A 14,579-nucleotide genomic window follows, 5' to 3' on the forward strand; every position below is an offset into this window, starting at 1 on the left:
CGCGCTCAGCCCTCCGGAATCTCGAACTTGCTGGTGCGCTGCATGCCGGCGGCGCGGCCCTTGCCGGAGATGACGAGCGCCATCTTGCGGCTGGCCTCGTCGATCATCTCGTCGCCGAGCATCGCCGAGCCCTTCTTGCCGCCCGCCTCGGACGTGTAGTAGTCGTACGCGTCCAGGATCAGCTCGGCGTGGTCGTAGTCCTCCTGCGACGGCGAGAAGATCTCGTTGGAGGCCTCGACCTGGCCCGGGTGCAGCACCCACTTGCCGTCGAAGCCGAGCGCGGCGGCGCGCTGGGCGACCTCGCGGTAGCCGTCGATGTTGCGGATCTGGAGGTAGGGGCCGTCGATCGCCTGGAGGTTGTTGGCGCGGGCGGCCATCAGGATCTTCATCAGGATGTAGTGGTAGGCATCCGCCGGGTAGCCGGGCGGCTGCTCGCCCACGACCAGCGACTTCATGTTGATGGACGCCATGAAGTCGGCCGGGCCGAAGATGATCGTCTCGACGCGCTGGGAGGCCGTCGCGATCTCGTTGACGTTGTTCAGGCCCTGCGCGTTCTCGATCTGCGCCTCGATGCCGATCTTGCCGACCTCGAAGCCCATGGTCTTCTCGATCTGCGTCAGCAGCAGGTCCAGGGCGACGACCTGCTGGGCCGTCTGCACCTTCGGCAGCATGATGCAGTCGAGGTTCTGGCCGGCGCCCTCGACGACCGTGACGACATCGCGGTACGTCCACTCGGTCGTCCAGTCGTTGACGCGCACGACCCGCGTCTTGCCCGTCCAGTCGCCCTCGTTGAGGAACTTCACGATGGTGTGCCGCGCCTCGGGCTTGGCGAGCGGGGCGCACGCGTCCTCCAGGTCGAGGAAGACCTGGTCCGCCGGGAGGCCCTGGGCCTTCTCCAGGAAGCGCGGGTTCGAGCCCGGTACCGCCAGGCAGGAACGCCGGGGGCGAAGGCGGTTGACCTGCGGAGCAGGGCTGGTCATGCGGGGACCTCCAGAGGGTCGAGCTTGTTCGCTTTCCGGATCTCGTCGACGATGCGGCCGATGATCCCGGTGATGTCGAAGTCCTTCGGGGTGAAGACCGCGGCCACTCCGGCTGCCCTGAGCTGCTCGGCATCCCCGTTGGGGATGATGCCACCGGCGATCACCGGTATATCTGTGGCACCCGCCACACGGAGCCGTTCGAGCACGTCCGGCACCAGCTGGGCGTGCGAGCCGGACAGGATCGACAGGCCGACCGCGTGCACGTCCTCGGCCAGGGCCGCGTCCACGATCTGCTCGGGCGTCAGCCGGATGCCCTGGTAGACCACCTCGAAGCCGGCGTCCCGCGCGCGCACCGCGATCTGCTCGGCGCCGTTGGAGTGCCCGTCCAGGCCCGGCTTGCCGACCAGGAAGCGCAGCTTGCCCACGTTCAGGTCCTTGGCCGTCAGATCCACCTTGCGGCGGACCACGGCGAGCGCGCTGCCCTCCTCGACGGGGACGGCCACCGGCGCCGAGGAGACGCCCGTGGGCGCCCGGAACTCGCCGAACACCTCGCGCAGGGCCCCGGCCCACTCGCCGGTCGTCGCCCCGGCGCGCGCGCACTCCAGGGTGGCCTCCATGAGGTTCTCGTTGCCGCGCGCGGCCTCCTTCAGCCGCTCCAGCGCCTTGCAGGGCCGCGGGTGGTTGAAGGGAGGCTGGTAGCGGCTGTCGCGCCACTGCTGGAGCGAGGCGATGACCCGGGCCTCGACCGCGGGGTCCACCGTCTGGATCGCGGTGTCCAGGTCGGCGGTCAGCGGGTTCGGCTCGGTGCCCTCGAAGGCGTTGACACCGATGATCTTCTCCTGGCCGGACTCGATCCGGCCCCGGCGCTCGGCGTGCGAGGCGACCAGCTGCGACTTGAGGTAGCCGGACTCGACGGCCGCCATCGCGCCGCCCATCTCCTGGATGCGGTCGATCTCGGCGAACGACGCCTCGACCAGCTCCTCCACCTTCGCCTCGATCACCTTCGAGCCCTCGAAGATGTCCTCGTACTCCAGCAGATCGCTCTCGTACGCCAGCACCTGCTGGATGCGCAGCGACCACTGCTGGTCCCAGGGGCGGGGCAGGCCGAGGGCCTCGTTCCAGGCGGGCAGCTGCACGGCACGCGCGCGGGCGTCCTTGGAGAGGGTGACGGCCAGCATCTCCAGGACGATCCGCTGGACGTTGTTCTCCGGCTGCGCCTCCGTCAGGCCCAGGGAGTTGACCTGGACGCCGTAGCGGAAGCGGCGCTGCTTGGCGTTCTCAATGCCGTACCGCTCACGGGTGATGCGGTCCCAGATGCGGCCGAACGCCCGCATCTTGCACATCTCCTCGACGAAGCGGACGCCCGCGTTCACGAAGAAGGAGATGCGCGCGACGACATCGCCCATGCGCTCCTGCGGCACCTGGCCGGAGTCGCGCACGGCGTCGAGGACGGCGATCGCGGTGGACATCGCGTACGCGATCTCCTGGACCGGTGTGGCGCCCGCCTCCTGCAGGTGGTAGCTGCAGATGTTGATCGGGTTCCACTTCGGGATGTGGGAGACCGTGTACGCGATCATGTCCGTCGTCAGGCGGAGCGAGGGTCCCGGCGGGAAGACGTGCGTGCCCCGGGACAGGTACTCCTTGACGATGTCGTTCTGGGTCGTGCCCTGGAGCTTGGTGATGTCCGTACCCTGCTCCTCGGCGACGACCTGGTAGAGCGCCAGCAGCCACATGGCGGTGGCGTTGATCGTCATCGAGGTGTTCATCTGCTCCAGGGGGATGTCCTGGAACAGCCGGCGCATGTCACCGACGTGCGCGATCGGCACGCCGACCCGGCCGACCTCGCCGCGGGCGAGGATGTGGTCGGAGTCGTAGCCGGTCTGCGTCGGCAGGTCGAACGCCACCGACAGACCCGTCTGGCCCTTGGCGAGGTTGCGCCGGTACAGCTCGTTGGACGCCTCGGCCGTGGAGTGACCGGCGTACGTGCGCATGAGCCACGGCCGGTCCTTCTCCCGCACACCTTCGGCGGGCTGACGCTCAGTCATCTATGACCTCGGCTGTCTCAGATGTTGCGGAAGCGGTTGATGGCGTCGACGTGCTGGGCGCGCTTCTCCTGGTCGCGCACGCCCAGGCCCTCCTCGGGGGCCATGCACAGCACGCCGACCTTGCCCTGGTGGAGGTTGCGGTGCACGTCGTAGGCGGCCTGGCCGGTGTCCTGAAGGGAGTACACCTTCGACAGCGTCGGGTGGATCTTGCCCTTCGCGATGAGCCGGTTGGCCTCCCAGGCCTCGCGGTAGTTGGCGAAGTGCGAGCCGATGATCCGCTTCAGCGACATCCACAGGTAGCGGTTGTCGTACTCGTGCATGTAGCCCGAGGTCGAGGCGCAGGTGGTGATGGTGCCGCCCTTGCGGGTGACGAAGACGCTCGCGCCGAAGGTCTCGCGGCCGGGGTGCTCGAAGACGATGTCGATGTCCTCGCCGCCGGTCAGCTCGCGGATGCGCTTGCCGAAGCGCTTCCACTCCTTCGGGTCCTGGGTGTTCTCGTCCTTCCAGAACTTGTAGCCCTCGGCGTTGCGGTCGATGATCGCGTCGGCGCCCATGGACCGGCAGATGTCCGCCTTCTGCTCGCTGGAGACGACGCAGATCGGGTTGGCGCCGCCGGCCAGCGCGAACTGGGTGGCGTACGAGCCGAGTCCGCCGCTCGCGCCCCAGATGAGCACGTTGTCGCCCTGCTTCATGCCGGCGCCGTTGCGGGAGACCAGCTGCCGGTAGGCGGTGGAGTTGACCAGACCGGGGGCGGCGGCCTCCTCCCACGACAGGTGGTCGGGCTTCGGCATCAGCTGGTTGGACTTGACCAGCGCGATCTCGGCGAGGCCGCCGAAGTTGGTCTCGAAGCCCCAGATGCGCTGCTCCGGGTCGAGCATCGTGTCGTTGTGGCCGTCGCTGGACTCCAGCTCGACGGAGAGGCAGTGCGCGACGACCTCGTCACCGGGCCGCCAGGCGTTGACGCCCGGACCGGTGCGCAGGACGACGCCCGCGAGGTCGGAGCCGATGATGTGGTACGGCAGGTCGTGGCGCTTGGTGAGCTCGCTGAGCCGGCCGTAGCGCTCCAGGAAGCCGAACGTCGACAGCGGCTCGAAGATCGACGTCCACACCGAGTTGTAGTTGACCGACGAGGCCATGACGGCCACCAGGGCCTCGCCCGGGCCGAGCTCGGGCAGTGCCACCTCGTCCAGGTGGATCGACTTGCGGGGGTCCTTGTCGCGGGTCTCGAGGCCCGCGAACATCTCCGTCTCGTCCTTGTGCACGGTGATCGCGCGGTACGACTCGGGGAGCGGGAGGGCGGCGAAGTCCTCCGACGTGGAGTCGGGCGACTGGATCGCGGCCAGGATGTCCTTAACGGTCACGGTGTTGCCTCCGGCGGTGAGCGCCCTGAGGGAGGGGCGCCGATGGTTTCGTCGGTGCTGCTGAGGGTTGAGGGTGTGCCGTCGGTTCGGCGGTGGTGCTGTTCGGCAGCGCTGGGTGGCGCGGGAGGTTGCCTGTGACGCAGGCGCCCGGGCGAGCAGGCGGGTGAGCTTGCTGGGACGTCGCCCGGACCTCTTCAACGTATGACACCGCGTGTCACCCCGCAAGGCACTGAGTGCCAGAAGTTCCCCTCAGATGAAATCTTTACGTAACAAATGAGCGATGATCGATCGAATGGCCTCTCCGAGAGCCTGCAAAACGGCCCCTGACATGCCAAAACGGCCACCCCAGTGGGGTGGCCGTCATCACACAGGTGAAGGGGCTCAGCGCTCCTTGAGTGCCTGCTCGATCGTCCTCATGACCTCGTCCAGCGGGGCATCGGTGCGGGCGACCGTCACCAGCACCTCGCCCTGCGACGAAGCCGTGGCCAGGGCCGGCTGCGGTTCCGTGGAGCGCCCGGCCCCGATGCCCGTGCCGAAGGTCTTGCGCACGATCGCGAAGGCGTGGTCCAGCTGCGCCTCCACGTCCCCCTGGCCGCCCGCTCGCAGCCAGCGCCGCAGCACGTGGTTGTGGGCGGTGACGACCGCGGACGCGGCGACCTCCGCCAGCAGCGGGTCGTCGTTGGCGTCGTCGGCGTGCGCGCGCTCGTCGAAGTGGCCGAGGAGATAACGGGTGAAGAGGCGCTCGTAGCGGGCCACCGACGCGATCTCCGCCTCGCGCAGGGTGGGCACCTCGCGCGTCAGCTTGTAGCGGGCGACCGAGATCTCCGGCCGGGCCGCGTACATCCGCATGACTTCCTTGATGCCACGGCATACCGTGTCGAGCGGATGCTCGTGCGAGGGCGCGGCGTTGAGCACCGCCTCGGCGCGGATCAGGGTGTCGTCGTGGTCGGGGAAGATCGCCTCTTCCTTGGAGCGGAAGTGGCGGAAGAACGTGCGGCGGGCGACGCCGGCCTGGGCCGCGATCTCGTCGACGGTGGTCGCCTCGTACCCCTTGGTCGCGAACAGCTCCATCGCGGCGGCCGCCAGTTCCCGGCGCATCTTGAGTCGCTGGGCGGCGGCGCGAGAGCCGGCGGCACTCTCCGGCGCGTCGGCCGTAGCTGGTGTACGTGAGGACTTGGCGGGCTGGGGCATGCCCTGAACGTACTGCATGTGCGCAGCTCGGTGCGCATGACCTGGTTCTCCACCGGAGCCCGGGGGCGGGGGATGGGCGGGCCGGTCGGCCGGGTGGAACCGGTCCGGGCCGAGCAGGCCACCCCACTCCGCGCCGGACCGGAACCAGTCGCCGGGACGCTCAGCGCTTGGCATATTCGCGGAAGCCACGGCCGGTCTTGCGGCCGAGGCAGCCCGCGGCCACCAGGTGCTCCAGCAGCGGCGCCGGAGCGAGCCCCGGGTCGCGGAACTCGCGGTGCAGGACCTTCTCGATGGCGAGTGAGACGTCCAGTCCGACGACGTCCAGCAGTTCGAACGGGCCCATCGGGTAACCGCCGCCCAGCTTCATCGCCGCGTCGATGTCGTCGAGCGTCGCGTAGTGCTCCTCCACCATCTTGATCGCGTTGTTGAGGTACGGGAACAGCAGCGCGTTCACGATGAACCCGGCGCGGTCACCGCAGTCGACCGGGTGCTTCCTGATCCGGCCGCACACCTCGCGGACCGTCGCATGGACGTCGTCGGCGGTCAGCACCGTGCGGACGACCTCGACCAGCTTCATGGCCGGCGCCGGGTTGAAGAAGTGCATGCCGATCACGTCCTGCGGGCGCGAAGTGGCCCGGGCGCAGGCGACGACCGGCAGCGACGAGGTCGTGGTGGCCAGGATCGCGCCCGGCTTGCAGACCTTGTCCAGGGCCGCGAACAGCTGCCGCTTGACCTCCAGGTCCTCGGCGACCGCCTCCACGGCCAGGTCGACGTCGGCGAAGTCGTCGTACGTGCCCGTGGCGGTGATGCGGTCCAGGGTCGCGGCGGCGGCCTCGGCGGTCATCCGGCCCTTGTCGACCGAGCGGTTCAGGGACTTGCCGATCCGGGCCTTCGCGGTCTGCGCCTTCTCCGCGCTGCGGGCGGCGATGACCACCCCGTAGCCGGCCTTGGCGAAGACCTCGGCGATACCGGAGGCCATGGTGCCCGAGCCCGCGACACCGACCGAGCGGACCTCCCGGCCGGGAACCAGGTCGCCGCCCTCCAGCGGGGTCAGCGCGTCCCGCACCACGACCGGGCTGCCCGGCGCCTCGTACGTGTAGAAGCCGCGCCCCGTCTTACGGCCGGTCAGGCCCGCCTCGCTGAGCTGCTTGAGGATCGGGGCCGGGGCGTGCAGCCGGTCGCGGGAGGCGGCGTACATGGCCTCCAGGACCGTGCGCGCGGTGTCGACGCCGATCAGGTCGAGCAGCGCCAGCGGGCCCATGGGCAGCCCGCAGCCCAGCCGCATCGCGGCGTCGATGTCCTCGCGGGAGGCGTACTTCGCCTCGTACATCGCGGCCGCCTGGTTGAGGTAGCCGAACAGCAGGCCGTCCGCGACGAATCCGGGGCGGTCGCCGACCGCGACGGGCTCCTTGCTCAGGTCGAGCGCGAGGTCGGTGACCGCCGTGACGGCCGCCGGCGCGGTGAGCACCGAGGAGACGACCTCGACCAGCCGCATCGCCGGGGCCGGGTTGAAGAAGTGCAGGCCCAGCACCCGCTCGGGGCGGGACGAGTCGGCCGCCAGGCGGGTCACGGACAGGGCGTTGGTGCCCGTCGCCAGGATCGTCTCGGGGCGCACGATCCCGTCCAGTTCCCGGAAGATCTGCTGCTTGATCTCGTACGACTCCGGGGCCACCTCGATGACCAGGTCGGCGTCGGCCGCGGTGCGCAGGTCGGCGGAGGTACGGACACGGCCGAGGATCTCGGCGCGCTCCTCCTCGGTCAGCCGCCCGCGCTCGACGCCACGGGCGGTGGAGGCCTCCAGGGCGGCGACGCACTTCGCGGCCTGGGACTCGCTGATGTCGATGCCGACGACCGTGCGGCCGGCCTTGGCGAGGACCTCGGCGATGCCGGTGCCCATCGTGCCGAGGCCGACGACGGCGATGGTCTGCAGCGGGGACTGGGACGGGTCGGAAAGGGGAGTGGCCATCGCGGGACTCCAGGATGAGGGTGACGACGGGGAACGCGCTCCGGGTGCGCCGGAGGCGGCCCGGCAGAGGCCGGACCACGGGCGCACCGGGTGCGTGAGGAAGTGCGGGTGTTGGCCGGGCTGCGAAGCGCACACGCCCGGTGCCGCGCCGCGGGCGTGCACACGCCCGGGGTGAACGGCGGGTCCGACCGGCCCTGTCCCGGGGCCGAGCCGTACTGCGGTACCTGAGGCACCGAACCGACTGCTCCCGCGACAGCCGCGTCACCAGACCGCCGCGAGGAAATGCGAGTGGGTAACTCGCTCGTCTGAGCTTAACCGGCGGGTAACGAGCGCGCCAGCCCCCGGGTTTGTGATGTACGTCCCGCGCGGCTCGCGCCGCCCCTAACCTCTGAGTCATGGACGAAGAGTTGCGATCACTCACGGAGCGCTTACGGCAGGAGTCGGGGGCGCCGCCCGCGTTCGAGCGGCTCGTGGCGACCGACGACCTCGACGCCCTGGCGGCGGTGCTGACCGAACCCGGGCAGCACCTGTGGGCGAGGGAGCTGGCCGCGTTCCGGCTGGGACTCGCGCGGGACCTGCGGGCCTTCGAGGCGCTGGTGCTGCTGCTCAACCACCGCGACCCCCCGCGCTGCGCCTCCGCCGCCCACGCCCTCGCCCGGCTCGGCGACCCGCGTACCGCCCGCGCGGCCGCCGCCCTCGCCACCAACGAACTGCGCGTGGCCTACGCCCTGCACCCGGTGCGGCTCCTGGTCCAGCTGCGCGCCCCGGAGGCGGTGCCCGCGCTGATCACCACGCTTCAGCGGCGCCTGCGCCCGCACGACCCGTACCGCCGCGTGGCACTCGCCTGTGTGGACGGGCTCGGCACGCTGGGCGACGCCCGGGCCAGACCCGTCCTGAACGAGGCCCTCGCGCATCCGGCCCTGGCCGAGGCGGCGGTGCGGGCGCTGGGGCGGATTCCGAAGCAGAGGTGACGTCAGCGGGGGAGCGTCCTGGCGTACCGCACCTCGGGGACCGCGACCCCGTCCACCTCGAAGGGCTCCTCGGCGCCGTCCGCCCGGAAGCCGGCCCGTTCGTAGAAGCGGCGGGCCCGGTCGTTCCCCTTGAGCACCCACAGCAGGAGACGGCCGTGGCCCGCGGCGGTGCAGCGCGTGACGGACTCCGTGAGCAGCGTCCGCCCGACGCCTTGCCCCACCTGGTCCGGATGGACGTAGATGGCGTACAACTCGGCGTCTCCGGTGACGACTTCGCCGTCCCGGTACGGGCCGTGGCACACCCAGCCGACGATCTCGCCGCCGGTGTCCTCGGCGACCAGGTTCACCACACTGTCGTCGCCCTGCGAGAGGTACGTACGACGGTGCTCGGCGTCTTCCTCGACGCTGAGCCCGTCGAGGTACGACTGCGGGATCAGGCCCTGGTAGGCGCTCTGCCATCCCCGGGTGCGGATCTCCGCGACGCGGTCGCAGTCGGCGAGTGTCATCTCCCGAACGCGCAGGCCGCTCATTCCGGCACCACCGCGAACGCCTCGACCTCCAGCAGGAACTCCGGCCGGACCAGGGCGGCGACCGGCACCGCCGAAGCGGCCGGCAGCCGGTCGTCGGGTATGTGCTCGGCGCGGGCCGCGCGGATGGCGGGCATGTGGGCCATGTCCGTGACGAAGTAGGTGAGTTTGACGACGTCGTCGAAGGTCGCACCGGCGGCCGCCAGGCAGCGTCGGAGATTCTCGAAGACCTGGCGCGCCTGCGTCGCAGGGTCGCCCTCGCCGACCAGCCGGCTGCGCTCGTCGAGCGCGAGCTGGCCGGAGATCGCCACGAAACGGCCCGTGCCGATGACGATGGGGGTGCCCCCTGCTCGAGCGAAGTCGAGAGCTTGGGGGAGGCTGTACTGGGCCGTGGCCGCGACGCCGGCGGGGATCCTCGTCAGCTCACTCATGGGTCCATGGTGGACCATGGGACTGACAGCGCCCGCCCCCGACGGATCGTCAGCCGTTCAGTGACGGAACCCGAGCAGGCCGTGCAGCGCCGAACCGTTCGAGGAGGCCGACGCCCCGCGTGCCGAAGGCGAAGCCGTGGCCGCCGCGGGCTTCGGGTCGGGCAGCGCCTCGCACACCGCGTCCGCCTCCCCATAGCCGCGCGGCACCGTGCCGTCCGTCAGGTACGCCGCCAGATGCTTGTCCAGGCAGGCGTTGCCGCTCAGCGTGATGCCGTGGTTGCCGCCGCCCTCCTCGACCACCAGGCTGGAACGGGCCAGCAGACGGTGCACGGTGACACCGCCCTCGTACGGCGTGGCCGCGTCGCCGGTCGCCTGGAACAGCAGGACCGGCGGCAGTTTGCCGTTGGCCACGTTCACCGGGCGCAGCGAGTCCGTCGGCCAGAACGCGCACGGCGCGTTGTACCAGGCGTTGTTCCAGGTCATGAACGGCGCCTTCTCGTACACCGCCCAGTTGTCCTTGCGCCACTGCCGCCAGTCGCGCGGCCAGCCGGCGTCCCGGCACTGCACCGAGGTGTAGACGCTGTAGCCGTTGTCGCCGGAGGCGTCGACCGCGCCGAAGTTCTCGTACGCCTCGACCAGCGGCTCGGGGTCCTTGTCGTTCACGTACGCCGCGAACGCCTCCGCCAGGCTCGGCCAGTAGCCGTTGTAGTAGCCGCCCGGGATGAAGGTGTCCTCCAGCTCCGAGGCGCCCACCGTGCCGTCCGCCGGCTTCTCGGCGAGGGCGGCGCGCATCGCGTACCACTTCGCCTCGATCTTCTCCGGGTCGGTGCCGAGCTTGTAGGTCGCGTCGTGGCGGGCGACCCAGGCGAGGAAGGCGCGGTGGCGGTCGTTGAAGGCCACGTCCTGGTTGAGGTTGGCCTCGTACCAGACGTCGGTCGGGTCGGCGACGGAGTCCAGGACCAGGCGCCGGACCCGCTCCGGGAAGAGCCTGGCGTAGACCGCGCCCAGGTAGGTGCCGTACGAGTAGCCGAAGTAGTTGATCTTCTTCGCGCCCAGGGCCTGCCGGATCGCGTCCATGTCGCGCACGGCGCTGGTGGTGTTGATGTACGGCAGGAGATGCGCGTACTTCTTGCCGCAGGCGGCGGCGAAGGACCTGGCGCGGTCGAGGTTGGCCTTCTCGATCGCGGGCGTCGCCGGCAGGGAGTTCGGGCGGACCGGGTCGAAGTGGCCCGGCTTGCAGTCCAGGGCGGGCTTGCTCGCTCCCACGCCGCGCGGGTCGAAGCCGATGACGTCGTACTGGGCCGCGACCTTCGCGGGCAGCGAGGAGGCGACGAACCCGGCGAGCGTCAGCCCACTGCCGCCGGGACCGCCGGGGTTGACCAGCAGCGGGCCCTGGTAGGTCCGGGCGGTGTGCGGGACGCGGGACAGGGCGAGGGTGATCTTCTCCCCGTGCGGCCTGCGGTGGTCGAGCGGCACCTTCAGGGACGCGCACTGGAGCGTCGGGTAGTTCTCGGTGGCGCAGCTCTTCCAGGTGAGCTTCGCGGTCTGCGTGGTGTTCGCGGTGCTGGGTGCGCTCGCCTCGGCGGGAACGGCCGTGAAGGTCCCGGCCATGACGACGGCGGCGCCGCACAGTGCGACTGCGCGTTTTCTCATGGAGTCCTCCCAGGACGGCGGGATGTCGGACCGCGAGGGGCACCGTCCTCGCCGCATCGTCCCGGAAACCGGTCCCGGAAGAACTCATTCCGTCAAACTCATGACCCAATTGGATCTTCGGATGCGCTCGAATGCTCGCAAACGGGCGCTGGTCTGTGCGTCTAGGACTGCTTCATTGGCTTCAGCTAGCGCCGGGGCGAAGAAGCGCTCTGAGGGGCCGTCATAGAGTCCGGTACGCCGGTCTGGAGTCCGACCGACGGAACCCGGCGCGACGCAGAAGTGTTCTGGTCAGTGGTGCTGTCAGCATGGCACGCCACCATCAACGAGAAGAAATTCAAGCCGAGATAACGCTCCCGGCCGTTCGGGTCCACGGCACGCACCTGCCGCACCGGCGTCCACGCCGTAAGGAGTGCCGTCGGGCACAGCGCCCCTGTCACCGCGTAGCCGGTTGTCGTCGTCAGCCGGAACGCGGTGGACGCGCCGATACCATGGGGTCCGGGCCGCAGGCCCAGCACGATCGCCGTCGTGCGGAGTACGAGGACCGGTCTGGCCACATCCACAGCGATTCGGCCTCAATCGCTTGCGTACCCGCACCGGCAGAAGAGACGCGATTTTGTGGCTGACCGTGGGAATCTTCCTCGGCGTCCCTGGAGCGCTGATCGGCGACATGGCCGGTCTCGCGGGGGGTGCCGTCGGCGGCGCAGTCGTCTCCCTCACCTTGGCCGTGACGAGAACGGATACCGATCCGGTTATGAAGCCGCAAGACTCGGTGAGCGGAGACGCATTGGGAGGGGCTCTTTACGCGGCAGCCTTCGGCATCGCGTCTTTTCTTGCCCTGAACGGCATGGGAAGACTGTCCGAGATGGTCACCATCGCAGTTCTCGCTGGATTGGCAGTCGGTTCCGCGGCTCGATTCACCAACGGATTCCTTGTCACCCCGAAAAACGAGGCAGGGCGGGCCACGCTTCGGTACGTCGCCTTTCTGCTCTGCTCGCGCAGGCAACTCCCCTGGCGGCTGGGAAGGTTTCTCGACGACTGCTATCGGCTGGTCTTGCTGCGTACAGTCGGCACCGCTTGGCAGTTCAGGCACATCGAGTTGCAGGAACACCTTGCCGATCGAGCCGACCCGCCCTCGTCACGGTGATTCCAGCGAAACGCCCCTCGCACCTACTGCTCCCCGCGTGATGCGTCATCGGGCACAGATGCCCGTGTCGCCGTTCCGTGAACCGTGACCCCTATCCCGGCCCGTTCGCCACCCCGGTGGTTCGGCGCCACATGTCATCGGCGTCCTTCCATACCCGGCGCCGATGCAGCCGAACGGACCGAGGGAGGGGAGGCGGCGTCATTCGCCCAGCTGCCGGTGGGCGAAGACGATGTCGCGCACGCATACGACGGAGGCCGGCTCGATGCGGGCCAAGACGGGCAGCACGTGGTACCAGCCGTCGCTGGCGAGCGCGTCGACAACGAAGGACGCCGCCTCTTGGACTGTGTGTGCCGTGTCCGCAGGTATCTGAGACTGGGCGAGGCCCGGAACGTCCGGGCGAAGGCAGTGCTGGTGGATTCGGAGACGGATCTGGGCTGCGGGCGCGCCGGTGAGGTAGCCGGCCACGTCGGCGAACGCCGCGGACCGGTCGTGGGGAACGTTGAGACCGTTCGCGCAGCGGCGGGCGCCATCAAGGTCGCCGAACGCGGCGTGTGCGACGGCCACGGCTGCGGTCGGCAGTTCCCACGGGGGCACGCTCGTCCTGCTCTCCTCCCACCGTGTCAGTGTCTGCCCGGCCTGCTCGCGCTGCCCGGGGGCATTGAGGAGGAGGACGAGGAAATCCTCCGCATCCAGCGGTGTGCGTGTCTCCTTCAGTTGTTCCCATGTGCGGTCGACGGCGTCGCGGAGGCGTTCGGCGCAGGCCGCATCCGTGTCCTGGAGAGCGGCGAGGAGTTCGGCAAGATCGGCGATGCGCCCGCCCGGCCCCCGCGGGGAGGTGCTGGCCAGGAGCAGTTCCCGCTGGTGGTCGATGATGCCGGCTGCAGCGGCCGGGGCGTGGGAGCGCAGCCCGGCCGCCACGGCGACGAGCGCGCGTTGCCTCCTGTCGCTGTCCGGGCCGTCGGTGTCCTGCACGATGGAAAGGGCTCGCGGGCCCTCGCCGGCATACGACAGGGCTTGTGTGGCGGCGGCCCGCGCATCGCTGACGTCGCGCCCCTGGCGCGCCGTCGCGGACGGAGAAGGTCTCGGCGCCCTTGAGCGTCCTCGTGCGGTCGGCGGCCTCGTCGGCCAGCCGCCGACCGTCGGGGAGATGCCCGGCGGCAGCTGCGACGGCGGCACCCGCCAGCGCCTGGACCTGGTGGGCGGGGTTGTGCAGGCTGCGGGCCAGGTGCGCGCCGTCGGCGTGGTGCCCGATCGCGGCGAGTGCCGTGCACAGGGTGATCAGCCACGTCTCGTGCGGCCGGGCGGCGTGGGGGAGGCTTCGAGTGAATCCAGGGCCTGGTGCAGCCGGCGGCTCGCTTCCTGGGCCGGCCGGTTGTGCTGCGCGAGGCCGCAGGCCTGCTCGGCCAGTGCTTCAGCGGAGGGGTGCTCGACCGGGGAGCGGGGGTCCGCGGCGATCACTGCGTGCGCCCCGTCGCGGACGTCCCTGCCGAGGAAGGTGTGCCGTGTCGAAGGTACGCGTGGTCACCGCGTCCGCGCCGAACAGCGCGGCATCGGCCCGGCTGTGTTCGGAGTCCACTGTGAGGTTCTCCCAGCGCATGACGCCTCCTCGGTAGCACTGACCATAAAATAGAACACATGTTCCCTTGATCGTGCGAGGGTGTTTTCCGAACGTGTTCGACCGAGTTGCGTCACCCCGATTTGGGCGGCCGGGCGGCGGGGTGGTTGGCTTGCCCCGACCCCCGAGCAACCAGGTCCTGGAGGAAAGCGATGGCGCAGGTCGAGGCCACTACGGAGCGGATCGTCGCGGCGGACGCGGAGACGGTGTTCGACGCCCTCGCCGACTACAGCGGCACGCGCGCGAAGCTGCTGCCCGAGCAGTTCAGCGAGTACGAGGTCCGGGAGGGCGGCGACGGCGAGGGCACCCTCGTCCACTGGAAGCTCCAGGCCACCAGCAAGCGCGTGCGCGACTGCCTCCTGGAGGTCGGCGAGCCCACCGACGGCGAACTGGTCGAGAAGGACCGCAACTCCTCCATGGTCACCACCTGGCGGGTCACCCCGGCCGGCGAGGGCAAGTCCCGGGTCGTCGTGACCACGACGTGGACCGGCGCCGGCGGCATCGGCGGCTTCTTCGAGAAGACCTTCGCGCCCAAGGGTCTCGGCCGGATCTACGACGCGATGCTCGCCAAGCTCGCCGCCGAGGTCGAGAAGTAACCCGTCCCAAGACGCAAACCACCAGGGGGCGTTGCGCCCCTCACCGGTTCGAGTGATCTCCGTACGGCTCGCTCCTGTGCCGTAACTCGTCGCGCTTGC

General features: G+C 70.1%; 12 protein-coding genes. 3 read left to right on the plus strand and 9 right to left on the minus strand.

Going from position 1 to position 14,579, the window contains the following annotated elements; translation table 11 throughout:
* Positions 1–5: 5 nt before the first annotated feature.
* From G3I77_RS32645 to G3I77_RS32665, 5 genes are all read right to left on the minus strand, one after another.
* Entirely contained in the window at positions 6–980 is a 975-nt protein-coding gene (locus G3I77_RS32645; protein WP_248509435.1) for a CoA ester lyase, read from the minus strand.
* Positions 977–3,025: a protein meaA gene (locus tag G3I77_RS32650; protein WP_248509437.1), complete on the minus strand. Its 2,049-nt coding sequence runs from the start codon at positions 3,023–3,025 to the stop codon at positions 977–979. Before G3I77_RS32650 ends, G3I77_RS32645 begins: the two co-directional genes overlap by 4 nt.
* Before the next feature lie 17 nt (positions 3,026–3,042).
* Positions 3,043–4,386, minus strand: a complete 1,344-nt coding sequence (gene ccrA, locus G3I77_RS32655; protein WP_248509441.1) for a crotonyl-CoA carboxylase/reductase — start codon at positions 4,384–4,386, stop codon at positions 3,043–3,045.
* A gap of 381 nt (positions 4,387–4,767) precedes the next feature.
* The gene (locus tag G3I77_RS32660; protein ID WP_248509442.1) at positions 4,768–5,595 is read right to left on the minus strand and encodes a TetR family transcriptional regulator; all 828 of its coding nucleotides are present in this window, start codon (positions 5,593–5,595) and stop codon (positions 4,768–4,770) included.
* Between the two features lie 142 nt (positions 5,596–5,737).
* Positions 5,738–7,543, minus strand: coding sequence for a 3-hydroxyacyl-CoA dehydrogenase family protein (locus G3I77_RS32665; protein ID WP_248509444.1), 1,806 nt, complete (start codon positions 7,541–7,543; stop codon positions 5,738–5,740).
* Positions 7,544–7,938: 395 nt separating this feature from the next.
* Here G3I77_RS32665 and G3I77_RS32670 point away from each other — a divergent pair, with 395 nt between their 5' ends.
* Positions 7,939–8,514 (plus strand): adenylosuccinate lyase, encoded by a 576-nt coding sequence (locus G3I77_RS32670; RefSeq protein WP_248509446.1) that lies wholly within the window; start codon positions 7,939–7,941, stop codon positions 8,512–8,514.
* Between the two features lie 2 nt (positions 8,515–8,516).
* Here G3I77_RS32670 and G3I77_RS32675 read toward each other — a convergent pair whose 3' ends face one another.
* Genes G3I77_RS32675 through G3I77_RS32685 form a run of 3 tightly spaced genes read right to left on the minus strand, consistent with a single transcriptional unit; the run spans position 8,517 to position 11,125 of the window.
* Positions 8,517–9,044: a GNAT family N-acetyltransferase gene (locus G3I77_RS32675; protein ID WP_248509448.1), complete on the minus strand. Its 528-nt coding sequence runs from the start codon at positions 9,042–9,044 to the stop codon at positions 8,517–8,519.
* The gene (locus G3I77_RS32680) at positions 9,041–9,472 is read right to left on the minus strand and encodes a RidA family protein (RefSeq protein ID WP_248509449.1); all 432 of its coding nucleotides are present in this window, start codon (positions 9,470–9,472) and stop codon (positions 9,041–9,043) included. The genes G3I77_RS32675 and G3I77_RS32680 overlap by 4 nt, the downstream gene beginning before the upstream one ends.
* 57 nt (positions 9,473–9,529) lie before the next feature.
* A complete protein-coding gene (locus G3I77_RS32685) occupies positions 9,530–11,125 on the minus strand; it encodes an alpha/beta hydrolase (RefSeq protein WP_248509450.1) in 1,596 nt (531 codons plus the stop codon).
* Positions 11,126–11,705: 580 nt separating this feature from the next.
* Between G3I77_RS32685 and G3I77_RS32690 the strand changes: the two genes are divergently transcribed.
* Positions 11,706–12,269 (plus strand): hypothetical protein, encoded by a 564-nt coding sequence (locus tag G3I77_RS32690; protein ID WP_248509451.1) that lies wholly within the window; start codon positions 11,706–11,708, stop codon positions 12,267–12,269.
* A gap of 198 nt (positions 12,270–12,467) precedes the next feature.
* On the opposite strand, the gene G3I77_RS32695 is transcribed toward G3I77_RS32690, so the two are convergent.
* A complete protein-coding gene (locus G3I77_RS32695) occupies positions 12,468–13,241 on the minus strand; it encodes a hypothetical protein (RefSeq protein WP_248509452.1) in 774 nt (257 codons plus the stop codon).
* A gap of 795 nt (positions 13,242–14,036) precedes the next feature.
* Between G3I77_RS32695 and G3I77_RS32700 the strand changes: the two genes are divergently transcribed.
* Positions 14,037–14,480: an SRPBCC family protein gene (locus G3I77_RS32700; protein WP_031106739.1), complete on the plus strand. Its 444-nt coding sequence runs from the start codon at positions 14,037–14,039 to the stop codon at positions 14,478–14,480.
* Positions 14,481–14,579 lie beyond the last annotated feature (99 nt).

Source organism: Streptomyces sp. D2-8, assembly GCF_023184515.1.
Taxonomy (GTDB): Bacteria; Actinomycetota; Actinomycetes; order Streptomycetales; family Streptomycetaceae; genus Streptomyces.

Coding starts and splice junctions, on each gene's coding strand:
- G3I77_RS32645 (WP_248509435.1), bottom strand. CDS start 980: ATGACCAGCCCTGCTCCGCAGGTCAACCGCCTTCGCCCCCGGCGTTCC.
- G3I77_RS32650 (WP_248509437.1), bottom strand. CDS start 3,025: ATGACTGAGCGTCAGCCCGCCGAAGGTGTGCGGGAGAAGGACCGGCCG.
- G3I77_RS32660 (WP_248509442.1), bottom strand. CDS start 5,595: ATGCAGTACGTTCAGGGCATGCCCCAGCCCGCCAAGTCCTCACGTACA.
- G3I77_RS32665 (WP_248509444.1), bottom strand. CDS start 7,543: ATGGCCACTCCCCTTTCCGACCCGTCCCAGTCCCCGCTGCAGACCATC.
- G3I77_RS32670 (WP_248509446.1), top strand. CDS start 7,939: ATGGACGAAGAGTTGCGATCACTCACGGAGCGCTTACGGCAGGAGTCG.
- G3I77_RS32675 (WP_248509448.1), bottom strand. CDS start 9,044: ATGAGCGGCCTGCGCGTTCGGGAGATGACACTCGCCGACTGCGACCGC.
- G3I77_RS32680 (WP_248509449.1), bottom strand. CDS start 9,472: ATGAGTGAGCTGACGAGGATCCCCGCCGGCGTCGCGGCCACGGCCCAG.
- G3I77_RS32685 (WP_248509450.1), bottom strand. CDS start 11,125: ATGAGAAAACGCGCAGTCGCACTGTGCGGCGCCGCCGTCGTCATGGCC.
- G3I77_RS32700 (WP_031106739.1), top strand. CDS start 14,037: ATGGCGCAGGTCGAGGCCACTACGGAGCGGATCGTCGCGGCGGACGCG.